The organism is Gloeomargarita sp. (assembly GCF_053491055.1).
The window spans coordinates 1-20,747 of sequence record NZ_JBRCEP010000033.1; the positions used below are offsets into that span (position 1 = coordinate 1).

Annotated in this window: 21 protein-coding genes; 7 read left to right on the forward strand and 14 right to left on the reverse strand. The window is 60.9% G+C overall.

Going from position 1 to position 20,747, the window contains the following annotated elements; all coding sequences use genetic code 11:
• Positions 1–142: 142 nt before the first annotated feature.
• The gene (gene cobM / locus ACWISF_RS03505) at positions 143–895 is read left to right on the forward strand and encodes a precorrin-4 C(11)-methyltransferase (RefSeq protein ID WP_448380205.1); all 753 of its coding nucleotides are present in this window, start codon (positions 143–145) and stop codon (positions 893–895) included.
• On the opposite strand, the gene ACWISF_RS03510 is transcribed toward cobM, so the two are convergent.
• The 7 genes from ACWISF_RS03510 to ACWISF_RS03540 form a co-directional block, all read right to left on the reverse strand.
• Positions 892–1,443 carry a DUF3727 domain-containing protein gene (locus ACWISF_RS03510; protein ID WP_448380206.1) on the reverse strand — a complete coding sequence of 184 codons (552 nt, stop codon included), beginning with the start codon at positions 1,441–1,443 and terminating at the stop codon, positions 892–894. The genes cobM and ACWISF_RS03510 overlap by 4 nt on opposite strands.
• A complete protein-coding gene (gene ruvX / locus ACWISF_RS03515; RefSeq protein ID WP_448380207.1) occupies positions 1,412–1,882 on the reverse strand; it encodes a Holliday junction resolvase RuvX in 471 nt (156 codons plus the stop codon). Before ruvX ends, ACWISF_RS03510 begins: the two co-directional genes overlap by 32 nt.
• Before the next feature lie 19 nt (positions 1,883–1,901).
• Positions 1,902–2,819 carry a GNAT family N-acetyltransferase gene (locus ACWISF_RS03520; RefSeq protein ID WP_448380208.1) on the reverse strand — a complete coding sequence of 306 codons (918 nt, stop codon included), beginning with the start codon at positions 2,817–2,819 and terminating at the stop codon, positions 1,902–1,904.
• A complete protein-coding gene (locus ACWISF_RS03525; protein ID WP_448380209.1) occupies positions 2,734–4,092 on the reverse strand; it encodes a F420-0:Gamma-glutamyl ligase in 1,359 nt (452 codons plus the stop codon). The genes ACWISF_RS03520 and ACWISF_RS03525 overlap by 86 nt, the downstream gene beginning before the upstream one ends.
• Before the next feature lie 12 nt (positions 4,093–4,104).
• Positions 4,105–8,658: a glutamate synthase-related protein gene (locus ACWISF_RS03530; RefSeq protein WP_448380210.1), complete on the reverse strand. Its 4,554-nt coding sequence runs from the start codon at positions 8,656–8,658 to the stop codon at positions 4,105–4,107.
• A 177-nt stretch (positions 8,659–8,835) separates the two neighbouring features.
• On the reverse strand, positions 8,836–9,009 hold the full coding sequence (locus ACWISF_RS03535; RefSeq protein WP_448380211.1) for a hypothetical protein: 174 nt from the start codon (positions 9,007–9,009) through the stop codon (positions 8,836–8,838).
• Positions 9,010–9,126: 117 nt separating this feature from the next.
• A complete protein-coding gene (locus ACWISF_RS03540) occupies positions 9,127–9,594 on the reverse strand; it encodes a fasciclin domain-containing protein (protein WP_448380212.1) in 468 nt (155 codons plus the stop codon).
• A 62-nt stretch (positions 9,595–9,656) separates the two neighbouring features.
• On the opposite strand from ACWISF_RS03540, the gene ACWISF_RS03545 reads away from it, so the two are divergent.
• Both ACWISF_RS03545 and fmt read left to right on the forward strand, forming a co-directional pair.
• Positions 9,657–10,022 carry a hypothetical protein gene (locus ACWISF_RS03545; RefSeq protein ID WP_448380213.1) on the forward strand — a complete coding sequence of 122 codons (366 nt, stop codon included), beginning with the start codon at positions 9,657–9,659 and terminating at the stop codon, positions 10,020–10,022.
• Positions 10,023–10,049: 27 nt separating this feature from the next.
• Entirely contained in the window at positions 10,050–11,048 is a 999-nt protein-coding gene (gene fmt, locus ACWISF_RS03550; RefSeq protein ID WP_448380214.1) for a methionyl-tRNA formyltransferase, read from the forward strand.
• Here fmt and ACWISF_RS03555 read toward each other — a convergent pair.
• The 3 genes from ACWISF_RS03555 to ACWISF_RS03565 form a co-directional block, all read right to left on the reverse strand.
• Positions 11,045–11,347 carry a ferredoxin gene (locus ACWISF_RS03555; RefSeq protein WP_448380215.1) on the reverse strand — a complete coding sequence of 101 codons (303 nt, stop codon included), beginning with the start codon at positions 11,345–11,347 and terminating at the stop codon, positions 11,045–11,047. The genes fmt and ACWISF_RS03555 overlap by 4 nt on opposite strands.
• 201 nt (positions 11,348–11,548) lie before the next feature.
• Entirely contained in the window at positions 11,549–12,535 is a 987-nt protein-coding gene (gene egtD, locus ACWISF_RS03560) for an L-histidine N(alpha)-methyltransferase (RefSeq protein WP_448380216.1), read from the reverse strand.
• A 41-nt stretch (positions 12,536–12,576) separates the two neighbouring features.
• On the reverse strand, positions 12,577–14,568 hold the full coding sequence (locus ACWISF_RS03565; protein ID WP_448380229.1) for an NAD(P)/FAD-dependent oxidoreductase: 1,992 nt from the start codon (positions 14,566–14,568) through the stop codon (positions 12,577–12,579).
• Positions 14,569–14,686: 118 nt separating this feature from the next.
• Here ACWISF_RS03565 and ACWISF_RS03570 point away from each other — a divergent pair, with 118 nt between their 5' ends.
• Positions 14,687–14,947, forward strand: coding sequence for a hypothetical protein (locus tag ACWISF_RS03570; protein WP_448380217.1), 261 nt, complete (start codon positions 14,687–14,689; stop codon positions 14,945–14,947).
• On the opposite strand, the gene ACWISF_RS03575 is transcribed toward ACWISF_RS03570, so the two are convergent.
• On the reverse strand, positions 14,910–15,740 hold the full coding sequence (locus tag ACWISF_RS03575) for an inositol monophosphatase family protein (RefSeq protein WP_448380218.1): 831 nt from the start codon (positions 15,738–15,740) through the stop codon (positions 14,910–14,912). The two genes, ACWISF_RS03570 and ACWISF_RS03575, sit on opposite strands and share 38 nt — an antisense overlap.
• 167 nt (positions 15,741–15,907) lie before the next feature.
• On the opposite strand from ACWISF_RS03575, the gene rpaB reads away from it, so the two are divergent.
• The 3 genes from rpaB to ACWISF_RS03590 all read left to right on the forward strand — a co-directional run bounded on the left by rpaB (position 15,908) and on the right by ACWISF_RS03590 (position 18,206).
• A complete protein-coding gene (gene rpaB, locus ACWISF_RS03580; RefSeq protein WP_448380219.1) occupies positions 15,908–16,672 on the forward strand; it encodes a response regulator transcription factor RpaB in 765 nt (254 codons plus the stop codon).
• A 311-nt stretch (positions 16,673–16,983) separates the two neighbouring features.
• Positions 16,984–17,172, forward strand: coding sequence for a hypothetical protein (locus tag ACWISF_RS03585; protein ID WP_448380220.1), 189 nt, complete (start codon positions 16,984–16,986; stop codon positions 17,170–17,172).
• 23 nt (positions 17,173–17,195) lie between these two features.
• Positions 17,196–18,206 carry a DUF928 domain-containing protein gene (locus ACWISF_RS03590; RefSeq protein ID WP_448380221.1) on the forward strand — a complete coding sequence of 337 codons (1,011 nt, stop codon included), beginning with the start codon at positions 17,196–17,198 and terminating at the stop codon, positions 18,204–18,206.
• Here ACWISF_RS03590 and lysA read toward each other — a convergent pair.
• The 3 genes from lysA to arsC all read right to left on the reverse strand — a co-directional run bounded on the left by lysA (position 18,203) and on the right by arsC (position 20,743).
• Positions 18,203–19,537 carry a diaminopimelate decarboxylase gene (gene lysA / locus ACWISF_RS03595; protein ID WP_448380222.1) on the reverse strand — a complete coding sequence of 445 codons (1,335 nt, stop codon included), beginning with the start codon at positions 19,535–19,537 and terminating at the stop codon, positions 18,203–18,205. The two genes, ACWISF_RS03590 and lysA, sit on opposite strands and share 4 nt — an antisense overlap.
• 38 nt (positions 19,538–19,575) lie before the next feature.
• Positions 19,576–20,160: a ribosome hibernation-promoting factor, HPF/YfiA family gene (hpf, locus tag ACWISF_RS03600; protein WP_448380223.1), complete on the reverse strand. Its 585-nt coding sequence runs from the start codon at positions 20,158–20,160 to the stop codon at positions 19,576–19,578.
• Positions 20,161–20,299: 139 nt separating this feature from the next.
• Positions 20,300–20,743 (reverse strand): arsenate reductase, glutathione/glutaredoxin type, encoded by a 444-nt coding sequence (gene arsC, locus ACWISF_RS03605; RefSeq protein WP_448380224.1) that lies wholly within the window; start codon positions 20,741–20,743, stop codon positions 20,300–20,302.
• Positions 20,744–20,747 lie beyond the last annotated feature (4 nt).

Consider the following 20,747-nt stretch of genomic DNA (forward strand, 5'->3'; position numbering starts at 1 on the left):
AGCCAAATCCTGATTGTGGGCTAGTCCTCTGGAGCGCGACCTGCGTAGTAACGGTCTCTAGCTGAGACACCAACCAACGGCTCCCCAGTCCCTTGGGGAGTCGTTTTTTTCTTAGAATCAGCAATGGTATGGCAGGGAACCTATGTCCCATCCACCCAAAATTTACCTAGTGGGCGCTGGGCCGGGCGATCCGGAGTTGTTGACGGTGCGGGCAGAGCGCTTGCTGAAAACGGCGGATGTGCTGCTCTATGCGGATTCCCTGGTTCCCCCGGCAATCGTGGCCTTGACCCGCCCGGATTGTGAGCGGATTCCCACCAAAAGTTTGACCCTGGAAGCCATCGTGCCGTTGATGATTGCGCGGGCGCAGGCGGGAAAATCGGTGGTGCGGCTGCACTCTGGGGATGTGAGTCTGTACGGGGCGATTCATGAGCAAATTCAGGCGTTGCATGCAGCGGGCGTGGCGGTGGAAATTGTCCCCGGTGTCGGGGCAATGCAGTTGGCCGCTGCCCGGTTGACCACCGAATGGACCGTGCCGGAGTTGGTGCAAACGGTGATTTTGACGCGCACAGCGGGGGTGACGCCCATGCCCGAACGTTTGGTGGATTTGGCAGCCCACCGCGCCACCTTGGGCCTCTATCTCAGCGCCCGGTTGGTGGACAAAGCGCAAGCAGAATTGCTCCAGCATTACCCCCCCGATACCCCGGTGGCGGTCTGTCATCGGTTGGGTTGGCCCCAGGAACAGATTTGGGTCGTGCCGCTGACCGAGATGGCCGCCCTTACCCACCGGGAACGTCTAACCCGCACCACCCTATACGTGGTCAGCCCCGTGTTGCAGGCAGGCGCTGCCCGTTCCCACCTCTACCATCCGGCACACCGGCACTTGTTTCGCCCCTAGTCCAAATCGTTGAACAGTTCCGCTTCCAGGCGGGGACCCAGACGCTCCATTTCTTCGGCAGTCAAGGGTTCCGGCTGACCATCGCTGTTGAGCCGCGCAAAAAACAACAGGGGGTCCAAGGGCGTATAAACCCCGTAGCGGCGGCCTTCGTAGTAAAACACCCCCAATTCCTGAAATTCTTCTGATTCGATTTCCCCTTCCTGCCCCTCGTAGTCCAAAAATAGGGTTTCCGAATCCTCCGGCAGTTCTCCCTTGGCCGTCAGGGTCAAAGCCGTATCCAGCAACGTGAGGTTTTGCTCGGCCAAGATGTCGCGGGCAATCGGCAAAACTTTGGCCAATTCCTCCTCCTCCAGGTCCACCAGGGTATCTTCTGCCTCATTCCAGGCAAACAGTTCCACCGGCGCATCCACCGGCAACAACAGCAGATAGGGGCGTTCGTCCACCTCCAACGTGCGGTCCACATAGCAGGCGAGGGAACGCCCCCGCTCGTCCACCAGCACCACCTGCGCTGGTACGTCAAAATGATTGGGTTGGGAGTTGTGCCCCATAGCAGTCTCCAGAACGACAAGCCGAGGAACGGGATTGTTGGGCAAGCCATTGGCGCAGAATGAGGATGGCCGCCTGTTGGTCCACCGCCGCCCGGTAGTCCTCCGCATGGCGATAGCGGCGCCGGTCCAACATCTGGGCCGCACTCCAGGAAGTCAGCACCTCATCCACATACACTACCGGCAACCCCAAATAGCGCCCCAGGTAGGCCCCCTGTTTTTGGGTGTAGCGGGTTTGGGCGCTAGGCCGGCCATCCGCATAAGTCGGCAACCCCACCACCAACACCTGCGGTTGCCGTTCCTGGACAATTGCCGCCAACGCCTGGGGCACCCGCGGCCAGGTCAAGGTCGGCAACCCCGTCACCACTAGACCGGTTGGGTCATTGATGGCGACCCCCACCCGCTTGCGGCCAATATCCAAACCCAAACCGACAACCATCATTCCCCTTGGCACCTGCAGCTTATTGTGCCATGTTCTGGTCCCCGGCAAACGAATCCCGCGGCGTGAGGGGCACCGGTTGCAATTGGGGCAACACCGCCGCCAGGTTCGGCACTTCCTGGAGATTCACCTTGGCCTCCCGCAACTTGTGCCACACGGAACGAGAAAGCCACAGGGTTTCCCCCTGGGGCACCGCACCCGCCCACTGGAAACAGGCTTCCCGCTCCGGTTGATAGTCCATACAGGCCAAGCGCAACCCCGGCTCCGGCGCCACCAACCGGGTCAGGTACGAAAGCAACTGCGGGTATAACCAGGTGTAGGCCGGATGCACCGTCAAATCCACCGGGTGGGGCTGCTGGGCCTGGGGGTCAAACCACAGGCAGAAATACCCAATTGCCGCCTTGCGCTGCGGTTCAAACACGTAATTTTGGATGGGGCGGGAACGTCCCTGCCACCCCCGCCACTGCCGCCACAGCCGCTGCCACAGGGGAATCATAAAATCCTGCGGGTGCCGGTCAAACACCTGGCGCACCAAAGGCGGCATCGCCACCGTGTCCAATTGGTAGCGCAAATAGGCATCCCCATTCCCCACCGGGCTAAGGGGCGGCGTTTCCACCGGTGCCCGGGCCAGGGCCGTCAAGGCTTCCCCGTGCAAATGCCAATAGGTGCAGTGCGCCAGCGGTTGAAACCCATTCTGCCGGTACAACGCCAGCGCATCCACTTCCTGCGTACCCACTTCCACCACCCAGGTGCGGGCTTCCACCACCGTTTCCAAAGCATAGCGCAACAATTGGGAACCCACCGCCAGCGTCGGGTTGGTCACCCACCGCACCTGCCAAGTACTGCGACTGCGGTTAAAAGGCACGACCTGAATGGCTCCCACCACCTGGCTCGCTTCCACCGCCACCCAGGTATGGCCCCTCCGTTCCCACCACTCCACTTCTCCTGGTCGCGTCGGGAGCAGTTTCCACTCCTGGGGATGGGGGGGACGAATGGTAAGCATCGGCAGGTGTCGATGACGGTGCTGGTTCGGGGGGCAGGGGACGGATCAACAACAGGGGAGTTTGTTCTGCCGCATTGCCAGCGGGGTTATCTACCAACACCCGGTGCAACAGGGACGCATCCACATCCTCCGTCCTGGCTACTATTCTAACCGCTTTCAGATCGTTGACATCCACAATCGCCGCCGGCAATCCGGTTTGCTCCTTGATCTCGGCCACCACCGTGTGGGGGCGGCTTGGCCCGAGGACCACAAATTGGTCGTAAGGAGGTAGCGTGCCGGTCACATCATCAATCAGCGCCGCCTGGTCCCCCGCCAACCGGTAAAACACCCCCGGCTGGCCCAGCAGTTTGGCCACAGCGCCGATGAGAAATGCCACCACCACCCTGGGCGCCCCCACCAGGTCGATCAGGGTTTGCAACCCGCAGGCGGTCGCCAGGCTGGACGTGGGCAAAAAAAACGTACACAGCCGCCGCGCCAACCAACTGGGTTGGATTTGCTGGGGATGCCGCCACCGCCCCTGCATGATCGCCACCGGCGTTTCCCCCAACACCACCACATCCCCCGGCAGGGCATGGGGCAGGGCATAGCGTTTGACCACCGCCACCGGGTCATCCAAATGGCACAGCAGATGGGTGCGGATCAGCAAAATTTCCGCCCCCCCCGGACTGCGCCGACTCGCCAACGTGCGGCTGGGGTCAGGAAACGCCAAGGGTAACACCACATGCTGCCAGCGCGGCACCCAACCTGCCGGGCCGTAGGTCACATACCGCCAGCGCAGCCAGGCCGCCTGCAACCCCGTCAAATCCGCACCCGTAATATCCACCGTCACTTCCAGCCCCACCCGCTGCCGCCGTTTGATAATACAGGCCGCCCAATAGCCATCAGGACGGGCCGGAACCTCCGGGTGCTGGGAACGCAACTCGGTTTTGACCGCAATGCCCGCCGTGTCCTTTTGGGATAAAAGCTGCACCTCCACCGTGCATTCCGGGATCATCACCTCAAACCGGGAACTGGCGTTGACCCATTCCAACTGCCCCCGCCAGCGATAATGCTCCGGTTCTTGAATCTCCATCCGCCATTGCCCGCGGGTCAACTGCACCGGATTGGCCGAACGGCGGCGCCACCAACGGTCCACCCCCCAGAGGCCTCCCCCCGCCAGTACCAGCAGCAGCAAGCCAAGCCCGCCCGACACGCCCCATGCCTCCGCCACCTGCTTTTCGCCCTAAACCCGCTCCAACACCGCGGCCTGGGCTTCCGGGGTCGTCGCTTCCGAAGGGGGCACCACCTGCCAGAAGCGGGGTAAATAGTCCGCCCACTGGCGCAGGATGGTCTGGGCTTTGCGACTGCCGGTGCGCGCCTCGTAATCCTGGATCAACTGGCGCAATTGCTGCACGCCCGCTGGGCTTGTGACCCGTTGAATCGTGACGATCTCCCGGTTGACCCGCAAGGGAAAATCCCCCTGCTCGTCCAAAAAATAGGCCAAACCGCCGGTCATGCCCGCCCCCACATTCCGTCCTACCGGGCCAAGCACCACCACCACCCCGCCGGTCATGTACTCGCAACAGTGGTCCCCCGCCCCCTCGATCACCGCCTGGGCCAGGGAATTGCGCACCGCAAACCGCTCCCCCGCCCGGCCATAGGCAAACAACCGCCCCCCCGTGGCCCCGTACAGACAGGTATTCCCAATAATCACCTGCTCACTGGGGTCACAGGCCAACTCCGGGTGCGGCACCACAATAATTTCCCCGCCGTGCATCCCCTTGCCCACGTAGTCGTTGGCCTCCCCCGTCAGGTGCAGAGTCATCCCCGGCAGATTGAACGCCCCAAAACTCTGCCCCGCACTGCCTGTGGCATAAAAGGTCAACTGCCCCCGAAACCCCTCATCCCCGTAGCGACGGGCCAGTTCCCCGGCAATGCGCGCCCCCACACTGCGGTCGGTGTTGCGAATGGCAAAATGTACCGTCGCCGTGCCGTGGGTTTGGATGGCCCACTGCACCTCCGGCTTGTGCAACAACACCTCATCCAACACCGGCCCGTTGCTGTGAACCGGTTCGTGGTGCAGCCAATCCCGCTGGGTACGGGTATCCGGCAACTGGGTCAAGGCCGCCACCTGCAACCCCTGGGTTTTGCGCAGCGTCACCTGCCGGGGCCGGAGCAAATCCGCCCGCCCAATCACCTCCGCCAGCGAACGATAGCCCAACTGGGCCAAAATCTGCCGCACCTCCTCCGCAACAAACAAAAAGAAATTCACCACCTGCTCCGGCGTCCCCGGAAACCGCCGCCGCAAATCCTCCCGCTGGGTCGCCACCCCCACCGGGCAATTATTTGTATGGCACACCCGCGCCATGATGCACCCGGCGGCAATCATCGCCACCGACCCAAACCCAAACTCCTCCGCCCCCATCAAGGCCGCCACCACCACATCCCAGCCGGTCTTCAACCCCCCATCCACCCGCAAAATCACCCGGTCGCGCAGTTGGTTGTCCATCAGCACCCGCTGCACCTCCGTCAAACCCAACTCCCAGGGCGTGCCCGCATGCTTGATCGAACTCAAGGGCGACGCCCCTGTCCCCCCATCATGGCCAGAAATTTGGATCACATCCGCGTTGGCCTTGGCCACCCCCGCCGCCACCGTGCCAATGCCGATTTCCGCCACCAACTTCACCGACACCTGCGCCTGGGGATTCACCTGATGCAGGTCAAAAATCAACTGCGCCAAATCCTCAATCGAATAAATATCGTGGTGGGGGGGCGGCGAAATCAAGGGCACCCCCGGCTTGGAACGGCGCAGCATGGCGATATAAGGACTCACTTTGTTCCCCGGCAATTGCCCCCCCTCCCCGGGCTTGGCCCCCTGGGCAATCTTGATCTCAATCTGCTTAGCCTGCAGCAAATACTCCGGCGTCACCCCAAACCGCCCCGACGCCACCTGCTTGATCGCCGAACTGGCCGTATCCCCGTTGCGTAGCCCGTGCACATGGGGCAGAGTGGGCGAATGCCCCGTCGCATCCACATCCGTCAGCACCCGGAACCGCACCGGGTCCTCCCCCCCTTCCCCTGAGTTGGACTTGCCCCCCAGACGGTTCATGGCAATCGCCAACACCTCGTGGGCTTCCCGCGACAAAGCCCCCAGGGACATGCCCCCGGTGCAAAAGCGGGTGACAATGCTGCTGGCCGGCTCTACCTCCTCCAGGGGAATGGGCGCCCGGTCGCTGACCAACGTCAGCAAATCCCGCGGCGCTGTCGGTGGCCGGTTTTCCAAAAGCTGCTGGTAAACGGCAAAATCCGCCGGTTGCCCAGAGCGCACCGCCTTGTGCAAGGCTTTGGCCATTTCCGGCGAATTCATGTGGTACTCCCCGCGGGGCCTAGCCTGCACAAACCCCAAATTGTCCAACTTCTTCTGGGTCAACTCTGGAAACGCCCGCCGGTGAATCTGGAGCACTTCCGCGTACAATTCCGCCCAATTCAAGCCGCCCAGTTGGGAGACCGTGCCCCGGAACCCAACATCCACCACCTCCGGCCCCAGCCCCAAAATTTCAAAAATCTGCGCCCCGTGATAGCTCGAAAGCAGGGAAATCCCCATTTTCGAGAGGATTTTCAGCAAGCCCGCCTCCACCGCCGCCCGGTAATTGGCCTGGGCTTCCGCCAAGCTACAGCGGCGGATTTTCCCCTGCGCCATCTGGGTTTGGGTTTTCTCCTCGTGCCACCAGCGCCGCACCGTTTCCCAAGCCAGGTAAGGACACACCGCACTGGCCCCATAGCCAATCAAACAGGCGAAATGGTGCGTACTCCAACACTGGGCCGTCTCCACCACCAACGACACCCGCAGGCGCAACCCCTGGGCAATCAAATGGTGATGCACCGCCCCCACCGCCAACAACGGCGGTATCCAGGTACAGGTGGCCGTCAGCGGCTCCACCCGGTCACTGAGAACGAGAATTTCCGCCCCCGCCTGCACCGCCTGGGCCGCCTGGGCACACAGAGCCGCCACCGCCTGCTGCAACCGGTCGCTGCCGCCTTCGATGGCAAACAACGTACTCAAAGTCACCGTCGGCAACGGCCCCGCCTGCACCGCCTGCAATTCCGCCTCGTTGAGCACCGGCGAGGTCAGCCACAACAATCGGGCATCCTCCGGGCGCACCTGCAACAAATTCCCCCGCGGGCCTAACCCCATCTCCAACGACATCACCAAACTCTCCCGCAGCGGGTCAATCGGCGGGTTGGTCACCTGGGCAAACCGCTGCTTGAAATAGTCATACAGCACATGGGGCTGGTCCGACAGCACCGCCAACGGGGTATCATCCCCCATGCAAAACGTGGGTTCCTTGCCCGTACTGGCCATCGGCTCAATCACCAATTCCACATCCTCGGCGGTGTACCCAAACGCCCTTTGGTATTGCACCAATGTCACTTCATCGTACTGACATGTTTCCGCAAACGACTGTAGCGGCAACACCCGGCGATAGGTGCGTACCCACTCCCCGTAGGGCAACCGCCGCGCCACCTGCTGCTTGATCGTCCAATTGGTGAGCAATTCCCCCTTGACCAAATCCACCGCCAGCATCTGCCCTGGCCCCAACCGTCCCTTGGCCACCACCTGCGGCGGGGGAATGTCCACCACGCCCGCCTCCGAGGCCACAATCACCCGGTCATCCTGGGTCAGCACATAGCGCGCCGGGCGCAACCCATTGCGGTCCAGGGTCGCCCCCACCACCTGCCCATCCCCAAACACAATCAGCGCCGGGCCATCCCATGGCTCCTGCAACCCGGCGTAGTAGGTGTAAAAATCCACCACTTCGGGATAGGCCGCCAACTCCGGCTGGTGGTGGTAGGCCTCCGGAATCAGCAGCATCATCGCCTCTAAGGGACTGCGGCCCGAGCGCACCAACAATTCCAACGCATTGTCCAAATTGGCCGAATCACTATTTTTCGGGTTCACCACCGGTCGCAGGTCCGCCATCCGCCCTTCCCACAAGGGATGGGCAAAACTTGCCTCCCGCGCCATCATCCAGTTGATATTCCCCAGCAGCGTATTAATTTCCCCGTTGTGCCCCAGCAAGCGCATCGGCTGCGCCAACGGCCATTTCGGTAGGGTATTGGTGCTAAAACGGCGATGAAAAATGGCAAAGGCACTTTGGTAGCGCTCATCTTGCAAATCCCGATAGAACTCCCCCAGCACCGCCGCGCGCACCATCCCCTTATAAACCATCGTGCGGCCTGATAGGGAACAAATATAAAAATCCGACCCCCAAGGCTGCGCCCCCGCCTGCCGTTCCAAACGCTTGCGCAGGATGTACAACTCCTGTTCCAACACCTCATCCTGCCACTGGGGATGGGTCACCACCACCTGGGCAATCGCCGGACAATTTTGCCGCGCCTGCACCCCCAATACCTCCGGGCGCACCGGCACCTGCCGCCAACCGATCACCGTCAAACCCGCCTGCTGCAATTCCTGGGTCATCCACGCCTGCACCACCTCCTGCGCCTGCGGCGGTAAAAACACCATCCCAACCCCCGTCCGTCCCGGCACCAACGACGGCCACCCCAGCCGCTGTGCCCACGCCTGCAGCAGGCCCCAGGGCAAACCCGTCAACAGCCCCGCCCCATCCCCCGAATCCCGGTCGGCACTACAGCCCCCCCGATGCTCCAGACAGGCCAACGCCGCCAAGGCCTGCGTCACCAGGTCATGGCTGGCCCGCCCCCGCCAGTCGGCAATAAAACCAACCCCACAGGCGGCACGTTCCTCAGTCAGCCAGGGCATAGGGGAATCACTCATAGGGCAACCTACACGACCACATTAGGACACAAAAAAACCTGCCGCTGTCATTTCCGGCACACACCAGAGATGACGCTTTAGGATAGCCGTTACACAACAGCCACCGTCTTGCGCACCGGGCTTTCCCGCAGGTACGGCATCCCCTATTATAGGTTTTTTTGCCCCAATGCTTAGGATTTAGCCCTGACGCAATTCATCCACCACCACCGCCATCACGGCGGCAAACAGGGTAATCCCCAACGCCACCAACGGATGTTGCCCCTGCGCCACCGCCAAAGACGTGACCACCCCGGCACCCAAACCCGCCGTGACCAAAGCCGCAGGCCAATCCCGTTTGCTTGGACGATACATAACCCCTCAAACCATGCCTATGGGGTAACCGTACCATTCCCGCCCCCACCCCTGACCCGCCCTGGCCGGTTTTTGCAATCAAACGTTAACTTCCCTCAAATTCCGTAATATCCGCCCCTAAAGCCCGGTCACCGGTTGGGAATACCAGCCCTTGGTCACATCCCCTGGCGCTGGCCCGTCTCCCCCCATCAAAATCACGCGGTTGAGCACATGAATCACCCCATTATCCGCCAAAATATCGGCGGTCAGCACGGTGGCATTTTTCACCTCAAACTCCTGGCCCTGCAAAAAGATGGGAATCAGGGAACCTTCTAGAGATTGCAACCGCAGGCCATCGTGCAAATCTGCCTTGGTGTAGCGCCCTGCGACCACGTGGTATTTCAAGATGCGGGCCAGTTGCGGTGGGTTTTGCACAAGAGTTGTCACCGTACCTGGCGGCAGCGCGGCAAAGGCGTCGTCGTTGGGGGCAAACACGGTAAAAGGGCCGGGACTTTTGAGGGCCTCCACCAGGCCAGCAGCCTGGACCGCAGCCACAAGGGTTTGGAAACAGCCTGCCCCCACCGCCAGTTCGACAATATCCGCCATAGAATTCCTGTTTATCTTCTCTTTTCTTTACCATTGTAGGTGTCCGCGACCCGCTGTGGCGCATGCCTGGGAATGCCAGCCCCCTGCCGCCCCTTTATCAGCAGATGTGGGCCTATTGCCAGCGGTTCTCTCAAGGGGACCAAGCCACCGCCCAGTTGGCGTCCCTGCCTGAGCTGCTGACCACTTGGATTGACCAGTTGCCGACGACCTTGGCCAACTTGCCGGCGCCGGCGCGGGCCTGCGGGGTGGAAATCCACAAACACCTGCACCTTTTGCGGCAGGAATGGCTTTTTTGGCAGGCAGCCCGACAACCGGCCACCCAAACCCAGCGCTGGCAACAGGTGCAACAGCGTTTGACCACCCTCAAAACCCACCTGCACACCTTCAGCCAGTTGTTGGCTTCCCCAGAGCAGCAGGCCGAAGGCTAGGATGGGGGCAAGGATTCCAGGCAAAACATGCGGCTGGTTTTTTTTGGCACACCGGATTTTGCCGTACCCACCCTGACGGCACTGCTGGCCCATCCCCAAATGGAAGTGCTGGGCGTGGTCACCCAGCCGGATCAACCCCAGGGCCGGGGACAAAAAGTGCAACCACCCCCGGTCAAGGTGGTGGCGCAACAGCATCACCTCCCGGTGTGGCAACCCGCCCGCTTACGCCGGGATACCGAGACACAGCAGGCGCTACAGGCCTTAAACGCCGATGTGTTTGTGGTGGTCGCCTACGGCCAGATACTTCCCCCCCAGGTGCTGGCGCTGCCGCGCTACGGGTGCGTCAACGGCCATGCCTCCCTTTTGCCCAAATACCGGGGCGCCGCCCCCATCCAGTGGGCTTTGGCCCAGGGGGAAACCCAGACGGGCGTGACCCTGATGCTGATGGACGCGGGCATGGACACCGGCCCTATCCTGGCCAGTCAAACCGTGCCCATTGACCTATTCACATCCCTGCCGGAGCTGTGGCACACCCTGGCCGAATTGACCGCCCAATTGCTGTGCGCCACCTTGCCCCAACTCCCCCATCTGACGCCCATCCCCCAGGACGAAACCCAGGCGACCTATGCCCCGTTGCTCCAGCCGCAACATTACGTTTTGGATTGGCGGCGACCCGCCCTGCACCTGCACAACCAAATCCGGGGATTTTACCCCGACTGTTTTGGCCTCTGGCGGGGGCAACGGGTGAAGGTCCTAGCCAGCATTCCCCTCGCGCCCGAATGTCTGCCCCAGGTGCAGGCCCGCTTTCCCGAATTGACCCTCCCTGCCCTGGCCGACACCGGCGCCCCCGGCACCCTTATCGCCTTGGCCAAACCCTTTGGCCCCCTCGTGACAACCGGGGCAGGGAGTTTGATTTTGACCAAGGTACAGCCACCCGGCAAACGCCCCATGTCCGGCGCCGATTGGTGGCATGGCCTACGCCTGCGCGGTGGGGAGCAGTGGGACCCGCCGCCCCTGGGGGACTAGTACAGATTTTCTTCCTGGTGGGTGAGAATGGTGCAATCGCCGGTGGGATAGGCCACACAGGTCAGCACATACCCTTGGCTGATTTGGTCGTCATCCAAAAAAGACTGGTCCGACTGGTCCGGGGGCGCCCCCTCAATCAACTTACCCGCACAGGTGGAACAGGCCCCCGCCCGGCAGGAATAGGGCAGGTCCAGACCGGCACTTTCGGCCGCATCCAGAATGTACTCGTCATCAGGGCAGTCAATCACCGTGTCAATGCCCTGATCCTGATTGATCAAGCGCACCTTATAGGTAGCCATAGGGGATTCTCCTCAAGAATGGATATGGAACGCTGTTCCATTCATCACCATAGAACGGATAAGGCCGATTGTCTGCACCCAACCGGATTTGTAATCAAAACCGGATTTATCCCCAGTTTTTCTTATAGGTGAACCCGACTAGGGAAATTGGGGTTAAAATTTTTATCTTGTTCTTGGGTTTTACGCCTACCCTGGGCCGGTTCACACCTTCTGGGCCAACACCAGGGCAAACCACCCCTGGGCGTCCTGCCACACCCGCTGCACCGGCAAACCGTAGCCATCGAGTTGTTTGGTCAACTCTGGCAGGTCAAACTTCCGGGAAATTTCCGTGCGAATCGTCTCTTGCGCCAACAGGGTCACTTCCAACCCCAGGCGCAGCAGTTGCACCTTTTGGTCATCCAGGCTCACCAGGTGCATTTCAATCTGATGCAATTCCTGGTTGTAAAAGGCCCAATGGGCAAAGGCAGCCGGGTTGAAATTGCCGTTGAATTTGCGATTGAGATGGCAAAGGATGTTGCGGTTGAATTGGGCGGTGACCCCTTGGTTGTCATTGTAGGCACGGTGCAGAATCTCCCGGTCCTTGCGTAAATCCACCCCCAACAAAAAGTAATCCCCTGGGGCCAAACAGGCATGAACTTGCTGGAAAAACTGCACCTCCTCCTGGGGCGACAAATTGCCAATCGTACTCCCTAAAAACAGCAACAAGCGGGGCCGGGTCGCCGGTGGTAACTGGGCAAGCGCCACCTCATAAACCCCCGCCAAGGCGTGAATGGATAAGCGGGGATAGGCCCGCAACAAATCCCAGGCCGCCGTCTGCAACATGGACGTGCTGACATCAATGGGAATGTAGGTGATTTCCCCCTGCGCCTGCGTGTACGCATCCAGCAAAATGCAGGTTTTGCGGGAACTACCACTCCCTAATTCCACCAGGTCACACGGCCCCGTCAACGCCACAATTTCCTGGGCACAAGCAGTGAGAATGCCCTGCTCGGTACGGGTGGGATAATACTCCGGCAAAGCGCAAATCTGCTCGAATAATTCCGACCCCCGCCGGTCGTAGAAGTAATAGCTGGGCAGGGTTTTGGGACGCTGGCGCAACCCCCGTACCACATCGAGCCCTACCGTTTCCACCGCTGTTGGTACAAAATCACAACGATACCGACTTGCGAGGCGTGGGTCGTCAGCCATGCGGATTCCCCCCTCTCCCTCCCGTTAGCATAACACGCGCCCTACAAAGACACGGGCAACCGCCGTTCCAGCCGCGGTCGTCCCACCCCATACCCCAGGTGATAGCTGCGCGCCAGCAACCGCAGCCACAGCCCCGGCGCATACCGTTCCAACCAGGGTTGCCAACGGCGCAACAGCCCCGGCCACCAGGGCAACACCAGCGCGCTCACCAGCGCCTCCCAGGTAAACCTCAGATAGCTCACCAGCCAGCGCCCTAGTTCCCCCCACCGCACCAGGGGGATGATCCACAGCAGCAACGCCGGATTCCGCCAGGCTGCCTGCAGCGCCATCGCCGTAAATTCCCCCCAACCGCTGCGGTCTTTGATAAACCGCTCGGCCACCTCCGGGGGTTGCGTCGCCAGCAGGCCAAAAAACGTATGCAAAATGGCATTGATCCGCGCCGGGGGCAATTGTTTCCCCGTCGGCACCATCATCCCCTTGGAAAACAGCCAGGTCACCGCACTGTTGCCCTGATAGGCCCGAATGGCATTCAAAGACGCCGCCCCCAGCAGGTCATGGCGCAACGCCGTATCCAACAAATCCGCCAGCCGGGGCAAATTCCGCACCAAGGAACCAAACCCCGTAAACACCAAAGGCGACTGCAAGGCCGCCGCATCCCCAATGCAGACCACCCGGTCCCCGGCCACCCGCCGCTCCCCAAACCCGCTGCTAAAATGCCCCGGAATATAGCCAAACGTAGCCTTGACCCACACCAACTGGTCGAGGTTGCAGCGGCGGTACTCCGGGAGAATGTGAAAAAAATCTTCATAAAGCTCTAAGAGGGAACCCGGATTGGCCGGACAGGGCTGGTGGTAGTAGAACAAATACACCGTCACTTCCCCATTCCCCCCCGGAAACAACTCCCAAATCAACTGCCGTCCCCGGGAAATATCCCCATGACTGTGCAGCACATCCCCATAGCGGGGGTCCCACACCTGCGGGTCCAACCCCTTGATCACCGCCCCCACCGTCGGACACACACTGTCAAACGCCCGCCCCCCGTTCAACTGCCAGGCAATCGGCGAGGCCGTCCCCATCGCATCCACCAGCAACCGCCCCGTCACCGTTTGGGTTTTGCCCGTCGGCAGATGGTGCAGGTGCAGCCTTACCCCTTGCGCCCCCACCTCGGCCCGGACAAATTCCCACTCATCCCAGATGTCCCCCCCCGCCTGCCGGAGTTTTTGCCCGGCCAGGGCCAGCAATTTCTGGGTATTGAGCGCCACATTGAGCACCTTGGGGGTATGCAACACCGGCGCCCGCACCCGCCGCGGCACCTCCGGCCAATAAAACTGATGGAACCCGTCTACGTATTCACAGGCAATCAGCCCTTCTACCTCCGCCGCCGTAAACAAATTCAGGTCAACAAGCGTCTGCAACTCCGCGCGCGAAATGTTCCATTCCCGGTTCATGCGACCAAAGGGCAACCGCTCCACCAACAGCACCCGATAGCCCAGCCGCGCCATCACCGCCGCATGGATCACCCCCAACGCCCCCCCCACATACACCAAATCGTACTCCGGCGGGGCCGCCACCTCCCCCGGCCCCACCACCGCCGCCACCTGCGGGTTTTTCACCCCCTGCCGCCACCGCTGCTCCCACCAGTACACCCGCCGCAGGTCATAGGCCCCATTGGGCAACCGCTGGAAATAGCGCACCGTCTCAGGATAGTAAGGCGCCAACGCCTGGAAAATATCGGAACCATCAGGCAGCACCGGCAATTCCGGGTAACGCGGCGGGAACTCGCGCGCCAAATCCGCCGTCAACCGCCGCAACCAGACCCGCTCCCCCGCACCTGCCCGCCAGCGAAACACCTTCAGATAGGTCGTGCGCTGCAATTCCCAGGTCACCACCGTCCATTCCCCCTCCCCCTGCCGCAGATGCAACCCCGTCGGCATAGGCGTCACCGTCAACCCCGGCGCCCGCCACCGATGCAACCACGCCCGCACCTGCGCCACCGCCGGGGTAGGCACCTCCCGATAGCAAAGCTCCTGGATCACCGCCAACTACCCATCCAATTTGTTACATTCTGAGAAGTGTCCTTAAAAAAGTTTACAATCTTCTCATCCTTTGTGGGTTCCTGTTTACGCTGTTTTTTATAGATTGTGGCCTGTTATGGTACCGTCGATTCCCCAGACCCCGGAAGAATTTGCGGCGCTGCGGCAAGAACCCCCCAGTCCGGACCGGATTGCCCTGGTGATTGCGGGTCTGGTGCGGTTGGGGCAGGCAGCAGGGCAATCCCTGGCGGAACTCCAGGCGCAGATTCTGGCCGAAGACGGTCTGTTGGAACCGGCCACCCGTTTTTGGCTCAGCCAACTGATTGCCCAGGCCTGGGAACTTACGGCCCCAGAAGCACCCGCGTCGTACAGTTCATAAGGGCTTGGCTCAACGCCGCATGAATCCAGCCGTTGGTGGCCAACAAGCGCCCGGAGAACACATCCAGCGGGTTGCCGTCGTAGGCGGTGACCATTCCCCCTGCTTCCCGCACCAGCACCACCCCGGCGGCAATATCCCAAGGGGACAGACCCCGTTCCCAGTAGCCATCCAAGCGCCCCCAGGCCACGTAGGCCAAATCGATGGCCGCCGACCCCCCCCGGCGCACGCCTTGGCAGCGGTGGGTGAGATGGCAAAATTCCGCGTAATTGTTGTCCGGCGTTTCCCGACGGTCGTAGGCAAAACCCGTCACCAGCAAACTCCGCTCCAGGGTTGCTGTGCGCGACACCTGAATCGGTTGGCGGTTACAGGTTGCCCCCAGGCCCTGGGCTGCCCGGAACACATCCTGCCGCAGCGGGTCCAACACCACCCCCACTACCGGCTCCCCTTGAAACAACAGGGCAACAGACACGCTGTAGAAGGGGTACTGATGGGCAAAATTGGTCGTGCCGTCGAGGGGGTCCACCGCCCAGACAAACTCCCGCTGCGGGGACGACTGCTGCCAGCCCGATTCCTCAGCCAAGATAGCGTGGTGGGGAAAATGCCGCCGCAGGACCCGGACGATGGCCGCTTCCGCCTCCCGGTCAGCCGCTGTGACCAGATCGCCACTGCGACCTTTTTCCTGAATCTCCCCTAATTTCCCCCAATACTTCTGCAAAACAGCGCCCCCACTGGCCGCCGCTTCCGTGGCGATGTCTAGGTAAATGGCCAGTTCATCCGCAGAAATGCGCTCCATCGTCCCCTCCCCTCCCCTCCCCTACAGCCCTAGGGCATGCCGGTCTGCAGTAGGTGAAAAACAAACATTGCGTAAGATAAAATATAATTAATGAATACCCAAGCGTGCCAGACCTGCCTTTGGTGTTACGCCATGGGGGCAAGGTTAGGGAAAAGAGGGTTAGGCTTATGGGAGCTGCAACCACCTTGGAAAACCGCAAAGAACGGATTTTAGTCGTTGACGACGAGGCCAGCATCCGGCGGATTTTGGAGACCCGTCTGTCGATGATTGGCTACGATGTGGTCACGGCGGCGGATGGGGAGGAGGCACTGACTGTTTTCAAGCGGGAGCACCCCCACCTTGTGGTTTTAGATGTCATGATGCCAAAGCTGGACGGCTACGGGGTCTGCCAGGAGCTACGCAAAGAATCCGACGTACCGATTATTATGCTGACTGCCCTAGGGGACGTAGCGGACCGGATTACGGGGTTGGAGTTGGGGGCGGACGACTACGTGGTCAAGCCCTTTTCGCCCAAGGAATTGGAGGCGCGGATTCGGTCGGTGTTGCGCCGGGTGGACAAGAATGGGTCAGGCAGCAGCATTCCCAGTTCGGGGGTCATCACGATTAACAACATCAAAATTGATACCAATAAGCGCCAGGTGTATAAAAATAACGAGCGCGTCCGTTTAACGGGGATGGAATTTAGTTTGTTGGAGTTGTTGGTGAGTCGGTCGGGCGAACCCTTTTCCCGCACGGATATTTTGCAGGAGGTGTGGGGGTACACGCCGGAACGTCATGTGGACACGCGGGTGGTGGATGTACATATTTCCCGCCTGCGGGCGAAACTGGAAGACGACCCCAGCAACCCGGATTTGATTCTTACGGCGCGGGGTACGGGGTATCTGTTTCAACGCATCACCGACGCCAACAAGTCGGACGAGTCAAAGAAATAAGAACGGTTCGGTGGGGGTGCGGCATGAGGCCAGGGGTTGCTGGGGAAACCTCAGGTCATGCCTGACAAAACGGATGGAGAACCTCAAATAAAATAACGGACAGTATTTGCCGCTGCCACGCTGCGCAAGCGTAGCTTAAGTTGGTATGAGCCATGCGGCTTATGGCTCGGCCCCTAGGTGCGAAGCAGGGGCGATAGGAGATGTGTTTCCCGGCCGGTCTGGGTATAATGGCATTGGGATTATGTCTGCATCGTTGGCGCAGGGACGTCTAACGGGTCGCGATGATTACGCTTTGGGCCACAGGTTAGTTTATGGCGCAGGTGTATGCCTGTCGGTCGGAACTGGACCTGCCGGTTCCTTCGTCGCCAGCGAGCAACAGTTTTTTGCGTTTCCTCGGTGTGGGTCAACAACGGTTGGCACGGGAAATCTGTGCTTTGCAGCAGCCGGGCCGCCGGTTGGAACGCCAGCTTGACCAAGTCCCCCCTCCCCCCAAACAGTAGGTACACCCTCAAGGAGTATTCCGATGCAACGGCAATGGCATCTCTGGGTCAGCGGTTTGGTGCTCGGTGGCATTTTGGGCGTGACCCCAGGGAGTTGGGCACAGACCTATTACACGGTGCGGCTGGGAGATACCCTGACCGGGATTGCCCGCCGTCACAAGGTCACCCTGGAGCAGATGTTGCAGGCCAACCCCAGTCTACGCGATGACCCGGACCTGATTCTGGTGGGGCAAAAGTTGGTCTTGCCAGCCGGGGCAACCCCTAGTGTGCGCGCCGCGTTGGAGACACCCTTGCCCCCCAATGTGCTATCCCGGTTGGTGGTCACGCCAGGGCGTCGGCGGGCGACCTTTGCCAGCTTGAATCTCCCGACCGTTGGGCGTCCTGGCAACCGGGAAGGCGCCTCCAAACGGGGTTCTGGCTGTGCCAAGGACAAGGCGCAAAAACTGCGGGCGTTGCTCCCAGAAGGGAATTACGGCCAAACCCTGCAGGACTATCCCACCTTCTTCTGGTATCTGCCGGAGTTGGAGCGTCCCACGCGGGTAGAATTTCAACTGCGCCAGGTGAATGCCCAAGGGCAAGTGGGAGACCTTGTTTACACGGAAACATTCACCAGTAGCGGCGGGGGGATTGGCAGTCTGAGCCTACCGGCGACGGCGACACCTTTGGCCGTAGGACAGGAATATGAATGGTCGCTTGCTGTGCAATGTACTGCTGAAGGCATGACCAGCAGCGACCCGGATGGCTGGATGACGACGATTGGGCGGATTGAGCGCATTTCTCCGGACAACCCCAAATTGGCCGCTGCTCTGGCGCAAGCGTCGGTGGGGGACTACCCGGCAATTTTGGCCGAGGCGGGGATTTGGTATGATGCGCTGCAACGGCTGGTGGCGCTGCAACGGCATAATCCCCAGAACCAGGATTTACAGCAAGACTGGGTCAACCTGTTGGGGAAAATTGGCTTTGGCGCCATTGCCCAGCAACCCCTGCGCTGTGTCCAGCCCAATCCCCGCGGGGGGGTTGCCCTCTGTCGCTAGGCCAGGTGGCTGGGCAGACAATCGAAGCGCATCAGCTCCGCCCAGGTCTCCCGTTTGAGCAGCAGGCTGGCATCCCCCTCGCGCACCAGCACGGCTGCCGGACGGGGTATGCGGTTGTAGTTGGACGCCATGCTGTAGGTGTAGGCCCCGGTTGCCAAAACCACCAAGATATCGCCTGGTTGGGTGGCGGGCAAGGGAATATCGCGGATGAGAATGTCCCCGGATTCGCAGTGTTTCCCGGCCACCGTGACCGTCTCGGCCACCGGCGCAGCGACCCGGTTGGCAACCAGAGCCTGGTAGCGCGCCTGGTAGGTAATTGGGCGGGGATTGTCGGACATCCCCCCATCCACACTGACATAGGTGCGCCCACCGGGAATTTCCTTGCGCCCGCCCAGGGTGTAGGCCGTCACCCCGGCAGGCCCCACCAACGACCGCCCCGGTTCGCAGATGAGCTTCGGCAAGGGCACGTCCCGCCGACGGCACTGTTCCACGATGCCCTGGCTGACCACCTGCACCCAGTCTTGGATCGCCGGTGGTTGGTCCGCCTCCGTGTAGCGAATGCCCAACCCACCCCCCACATTCACCTCCCGCAGAGGCAAACCCGCCGCCAACCCCTGGGCGTAGGCCGTCACCAACACCTCGGTTAGGTCCCGGTGGGGCGCCAGGGCAAAAATCTGCGACCCAATATGGGCGTGCAGCCCGATACAGACCACCTGCCGTTGTTCCTGGAACCAGCGAAACAGCGCCGGGAGTTGCTGTGGGTCAAACCCAAATTTGCTGTCGAGGTGGCCCGTGCGGATGTATTCGTGGGTGTGGCATTCAATCCCCGGCGTAAACCGGAGCAACACCTGGGGCGGCGCTGGAGCCGTAGCAGCAGCCTCGGCCAGGCGTTGCAATTCATACCAGTTATCCACCACGATCCGGCAGCCATAGGCCAAAGCCAGTTCCAGTTCCGCCTGGGATTTGTTGTTGCCGTGGAAATAGACCAAGCTCGGGGCGACCCCCAGGTGCATGGCCGTCGTCAGTTCCCCGCCGGAAACCACATCCACCCCCAACCCCTCGCTGACGACTACCGCCAGCACCCCCAGACAACACCAGGCTTTGGCGGCATAGATCACCTGGGATTCCCCCGGATAGTAGCGCTGGAATCCCTCCCGGTACTGGCGACAAGCAGTACGCAGGGTCATCTCATCCAGAATGTACAAGGGCGACCCCCACTGGCGCACCAACGCCACCACATCACAGCCCCCAATCTCCAAGTGCCCCTGGTCGTTGCCTGTGGCCGTCAGCGGCAACAGTTGTTGATTCGGCGCCAGGGCCGTCGTCACCATAGGGGTTCTCACCAAAAGCTGCTCTCCTAGTGTAACCCCTAGGCGGATTTGGGGGGATGGTGGCCGTTGCCGCGGGGTTGGATCAGGCCATAGCCCCCGTGGTTGCGCTCATAGACCACGTTGATTTCCCCCGTTTCCGCATTGCGAAACACATAAAAATCGTGGTCAACCAATTCCAACTGCTCCAGGGCTTCCTCCACCGTCATCGGCGGCATGGCAAAGTATTTGCGGCGCACCACCTCCTTAGGCAACGTGGGTGTGTGTTGCGGGCTAGGCGGCACCAATTCCCCTGCCCCCACCAAAGCGGGCGTGCTGTGCAACTTGGCCTGCTTTTTCTCCTTAAATTTGCGGACTTTGCGCGCCAACTTGTCCGCTACCAGGTCAATACTGGCGTAGAGATTTTCACTGCGCTCTTCGGCCCGCATCACGGTTCCCCCCACATACAGGGTGACCTCGGCAATATGGGTATCGTGAATCCGGGGATTACGTGCAACCGATAAATGGGCATCCACTTCCGTTACCAAACCATTAAAATGCCCGAGGGCTTTTTCTAATTTCTTCTCCACATAGGCACGAATGGGGTCGGTAATGGCAATGTTTTTGCCATGAATGACGATGTTCATAGGCAGAAACCCCAAATAGGATGAGTGTTGTTCGCTACTTCTAACCTATCACTGCCCCACCCCCCACCCGCTGGGTCTTTAACTTCTTGTAATCTGTTGTTAACCTGCGGGCAGGGGAACCGGCAAAACGCAAAAAACCTTAAATTTCCCTCGCTTGGTGCAGCGTGTCGTCCCGTCCCTCCGCAAGACATCCCCGTTCGCGCAGAAACGCCGTGACCCGTGCGCGCACCTGATCCCGCACCCGCCGAAAGGTATCCAGGTCGCCGCCTTCAGGGTCTTCGAGTTGCCAATCGGCGAAATAGGGGCGGGTGAGCCACTCCGGCGGCAAATTCACCCCACAACCACACAGGGAAATCACCGCATCGAAATCCTCCGGCTGAAAGGCGCTCAAGGGCTTGGAGGTTTGCTGGCGGATGTCAATCCCCACCTCCTGCATCACCTGCACCGTCAACGGGTCCACAAAACTGGCTTCCAAACCGGCACTGGCTACCTGCACCGCCTTCCCCCCCAAGGCGCGGGCAAACCCCTCTGCCATCTGGGAACGCCGGGAATTTTTCTTGCACACAAACATCACCCGTTCCATGGGC

Coding starts and splice junctions, on each gene's coding strand:
- cobM (WP_448380205.1), top strand. CDS start 143: ATGTCCCATCCACCCAAAATTTACCTAGTGGGCGCTGGGCCGGGCGAT.
- ACWISF_RS03510 (WP_448380206.1), bottom strand. CDS start 1,443: ATGGGGCACAACTCCCAACCCAATCATTTTGACGTACCAGCGCAGGTG.
- ruvX (WP_448380207.1), bottom strand. CDS start 1,882: ATGATGGTTGTCGGTTTGGGTTTGGATATTGGCCGCAAGCGGGTGGGG.
- ACWISF_RS03530 (WP_448380210.1), bottom strand. CDS start 8,658: ATGAGTGATTCCCCTATGCCCTGGCTGACTGAGGAACGTGCCGCCTGT.
- ACWISF_RS03535 (WP_448380211.1), bottom strand. CDS start 9,009: ATGTATCGTCCAAGCAAACGGGATTGGCCTGCGGCTTTGGTCACGGCG.
- ACWISF_RS03540 (WP_448380212.1), bottom strand. CDS start 9,594: ATGGCGGATATTGTCGAACTGGCGGTGGGGGCAGGCTGTTTCCAAACC.
- ACWISF_RS03545 (WP_448380213.1), top strand. CDS start 9,657: ATGCCTGGGAATGCCAGCCCCCTGCCGCCCCTTTATCAGCAGATGTGG.
- fmt (WP_448380214.1), top strand. CDS start 10,050: ATGCGGCTGGTTTTTTTTGGCACACCGGATTTTGCCGTACCCACCCTG.
- ACWISF_RS03555 (WP_448380215.1), bottom strand. CDS start 11,347: ATGGCTACCTATAAGGTGCGCTTGATCAATCAGGATCAGGGCATTGAC.
- egtD (WP_448380216.1), bottom strand. CDS start 12,535: ATGGCTGACGACCCACGCCTCGCAAGTCGGTATCGTTGTGATTTTGTA.
- ACWISF_RS03570 (WP_448380217.1), top strand. CDS start 14,687: ATGGTACCGTCGATTCCCCAGACCCCGGAAGAATTTGCGGCGCTGCGG.
- ACWISF_RS03575 (WP_448380218.1), bottom strand. CDS start 15,740: ATGGAGCGCATTTCTGCGGATGAACTGGCCATTTACCTAGACATCGCC.
- rpaB (WP_448380219.1), top strand. CDS start 15,908: ATGGGAGCTGCAACCACCTTGGAAAACCGCAAAGAACGGATTTTAGTC.
- ACWISF_RS03585 (WP_448380220.1), top strand. CDS start 16,984: ATGGCGCAGGTGTATGCCTGTCGGTCGGAACTGGACCTGCCGGTTCCT.
- ACWISF_RS03590 (WP_448380221.1), top strand. CDS start 17,196: ATGCAACGGCAATGGCATCTCTGGGTCAGCGGTTTGGTGCTCGGTGGC.
- lysA (WP_448380222.1), bottom strand. CDS start 19,537: ATGGTGACGACGGCCCTGGCGCCGAATCAACAACTGTTGCCGCTGACG.
- hpf (WP_448380223.1), bottom strand. CDS start 20,160: ATGAACATCGTCATTCATGGCAAAAACATTGCCATTACCGACCCCATT.
- arsC (WP_448380224.1), bottom strand. CDS start 20,743: ATGGAACGGGTGATGTTTGTGTGCAAGAAAAATTCCCGGCGTTCCCAG.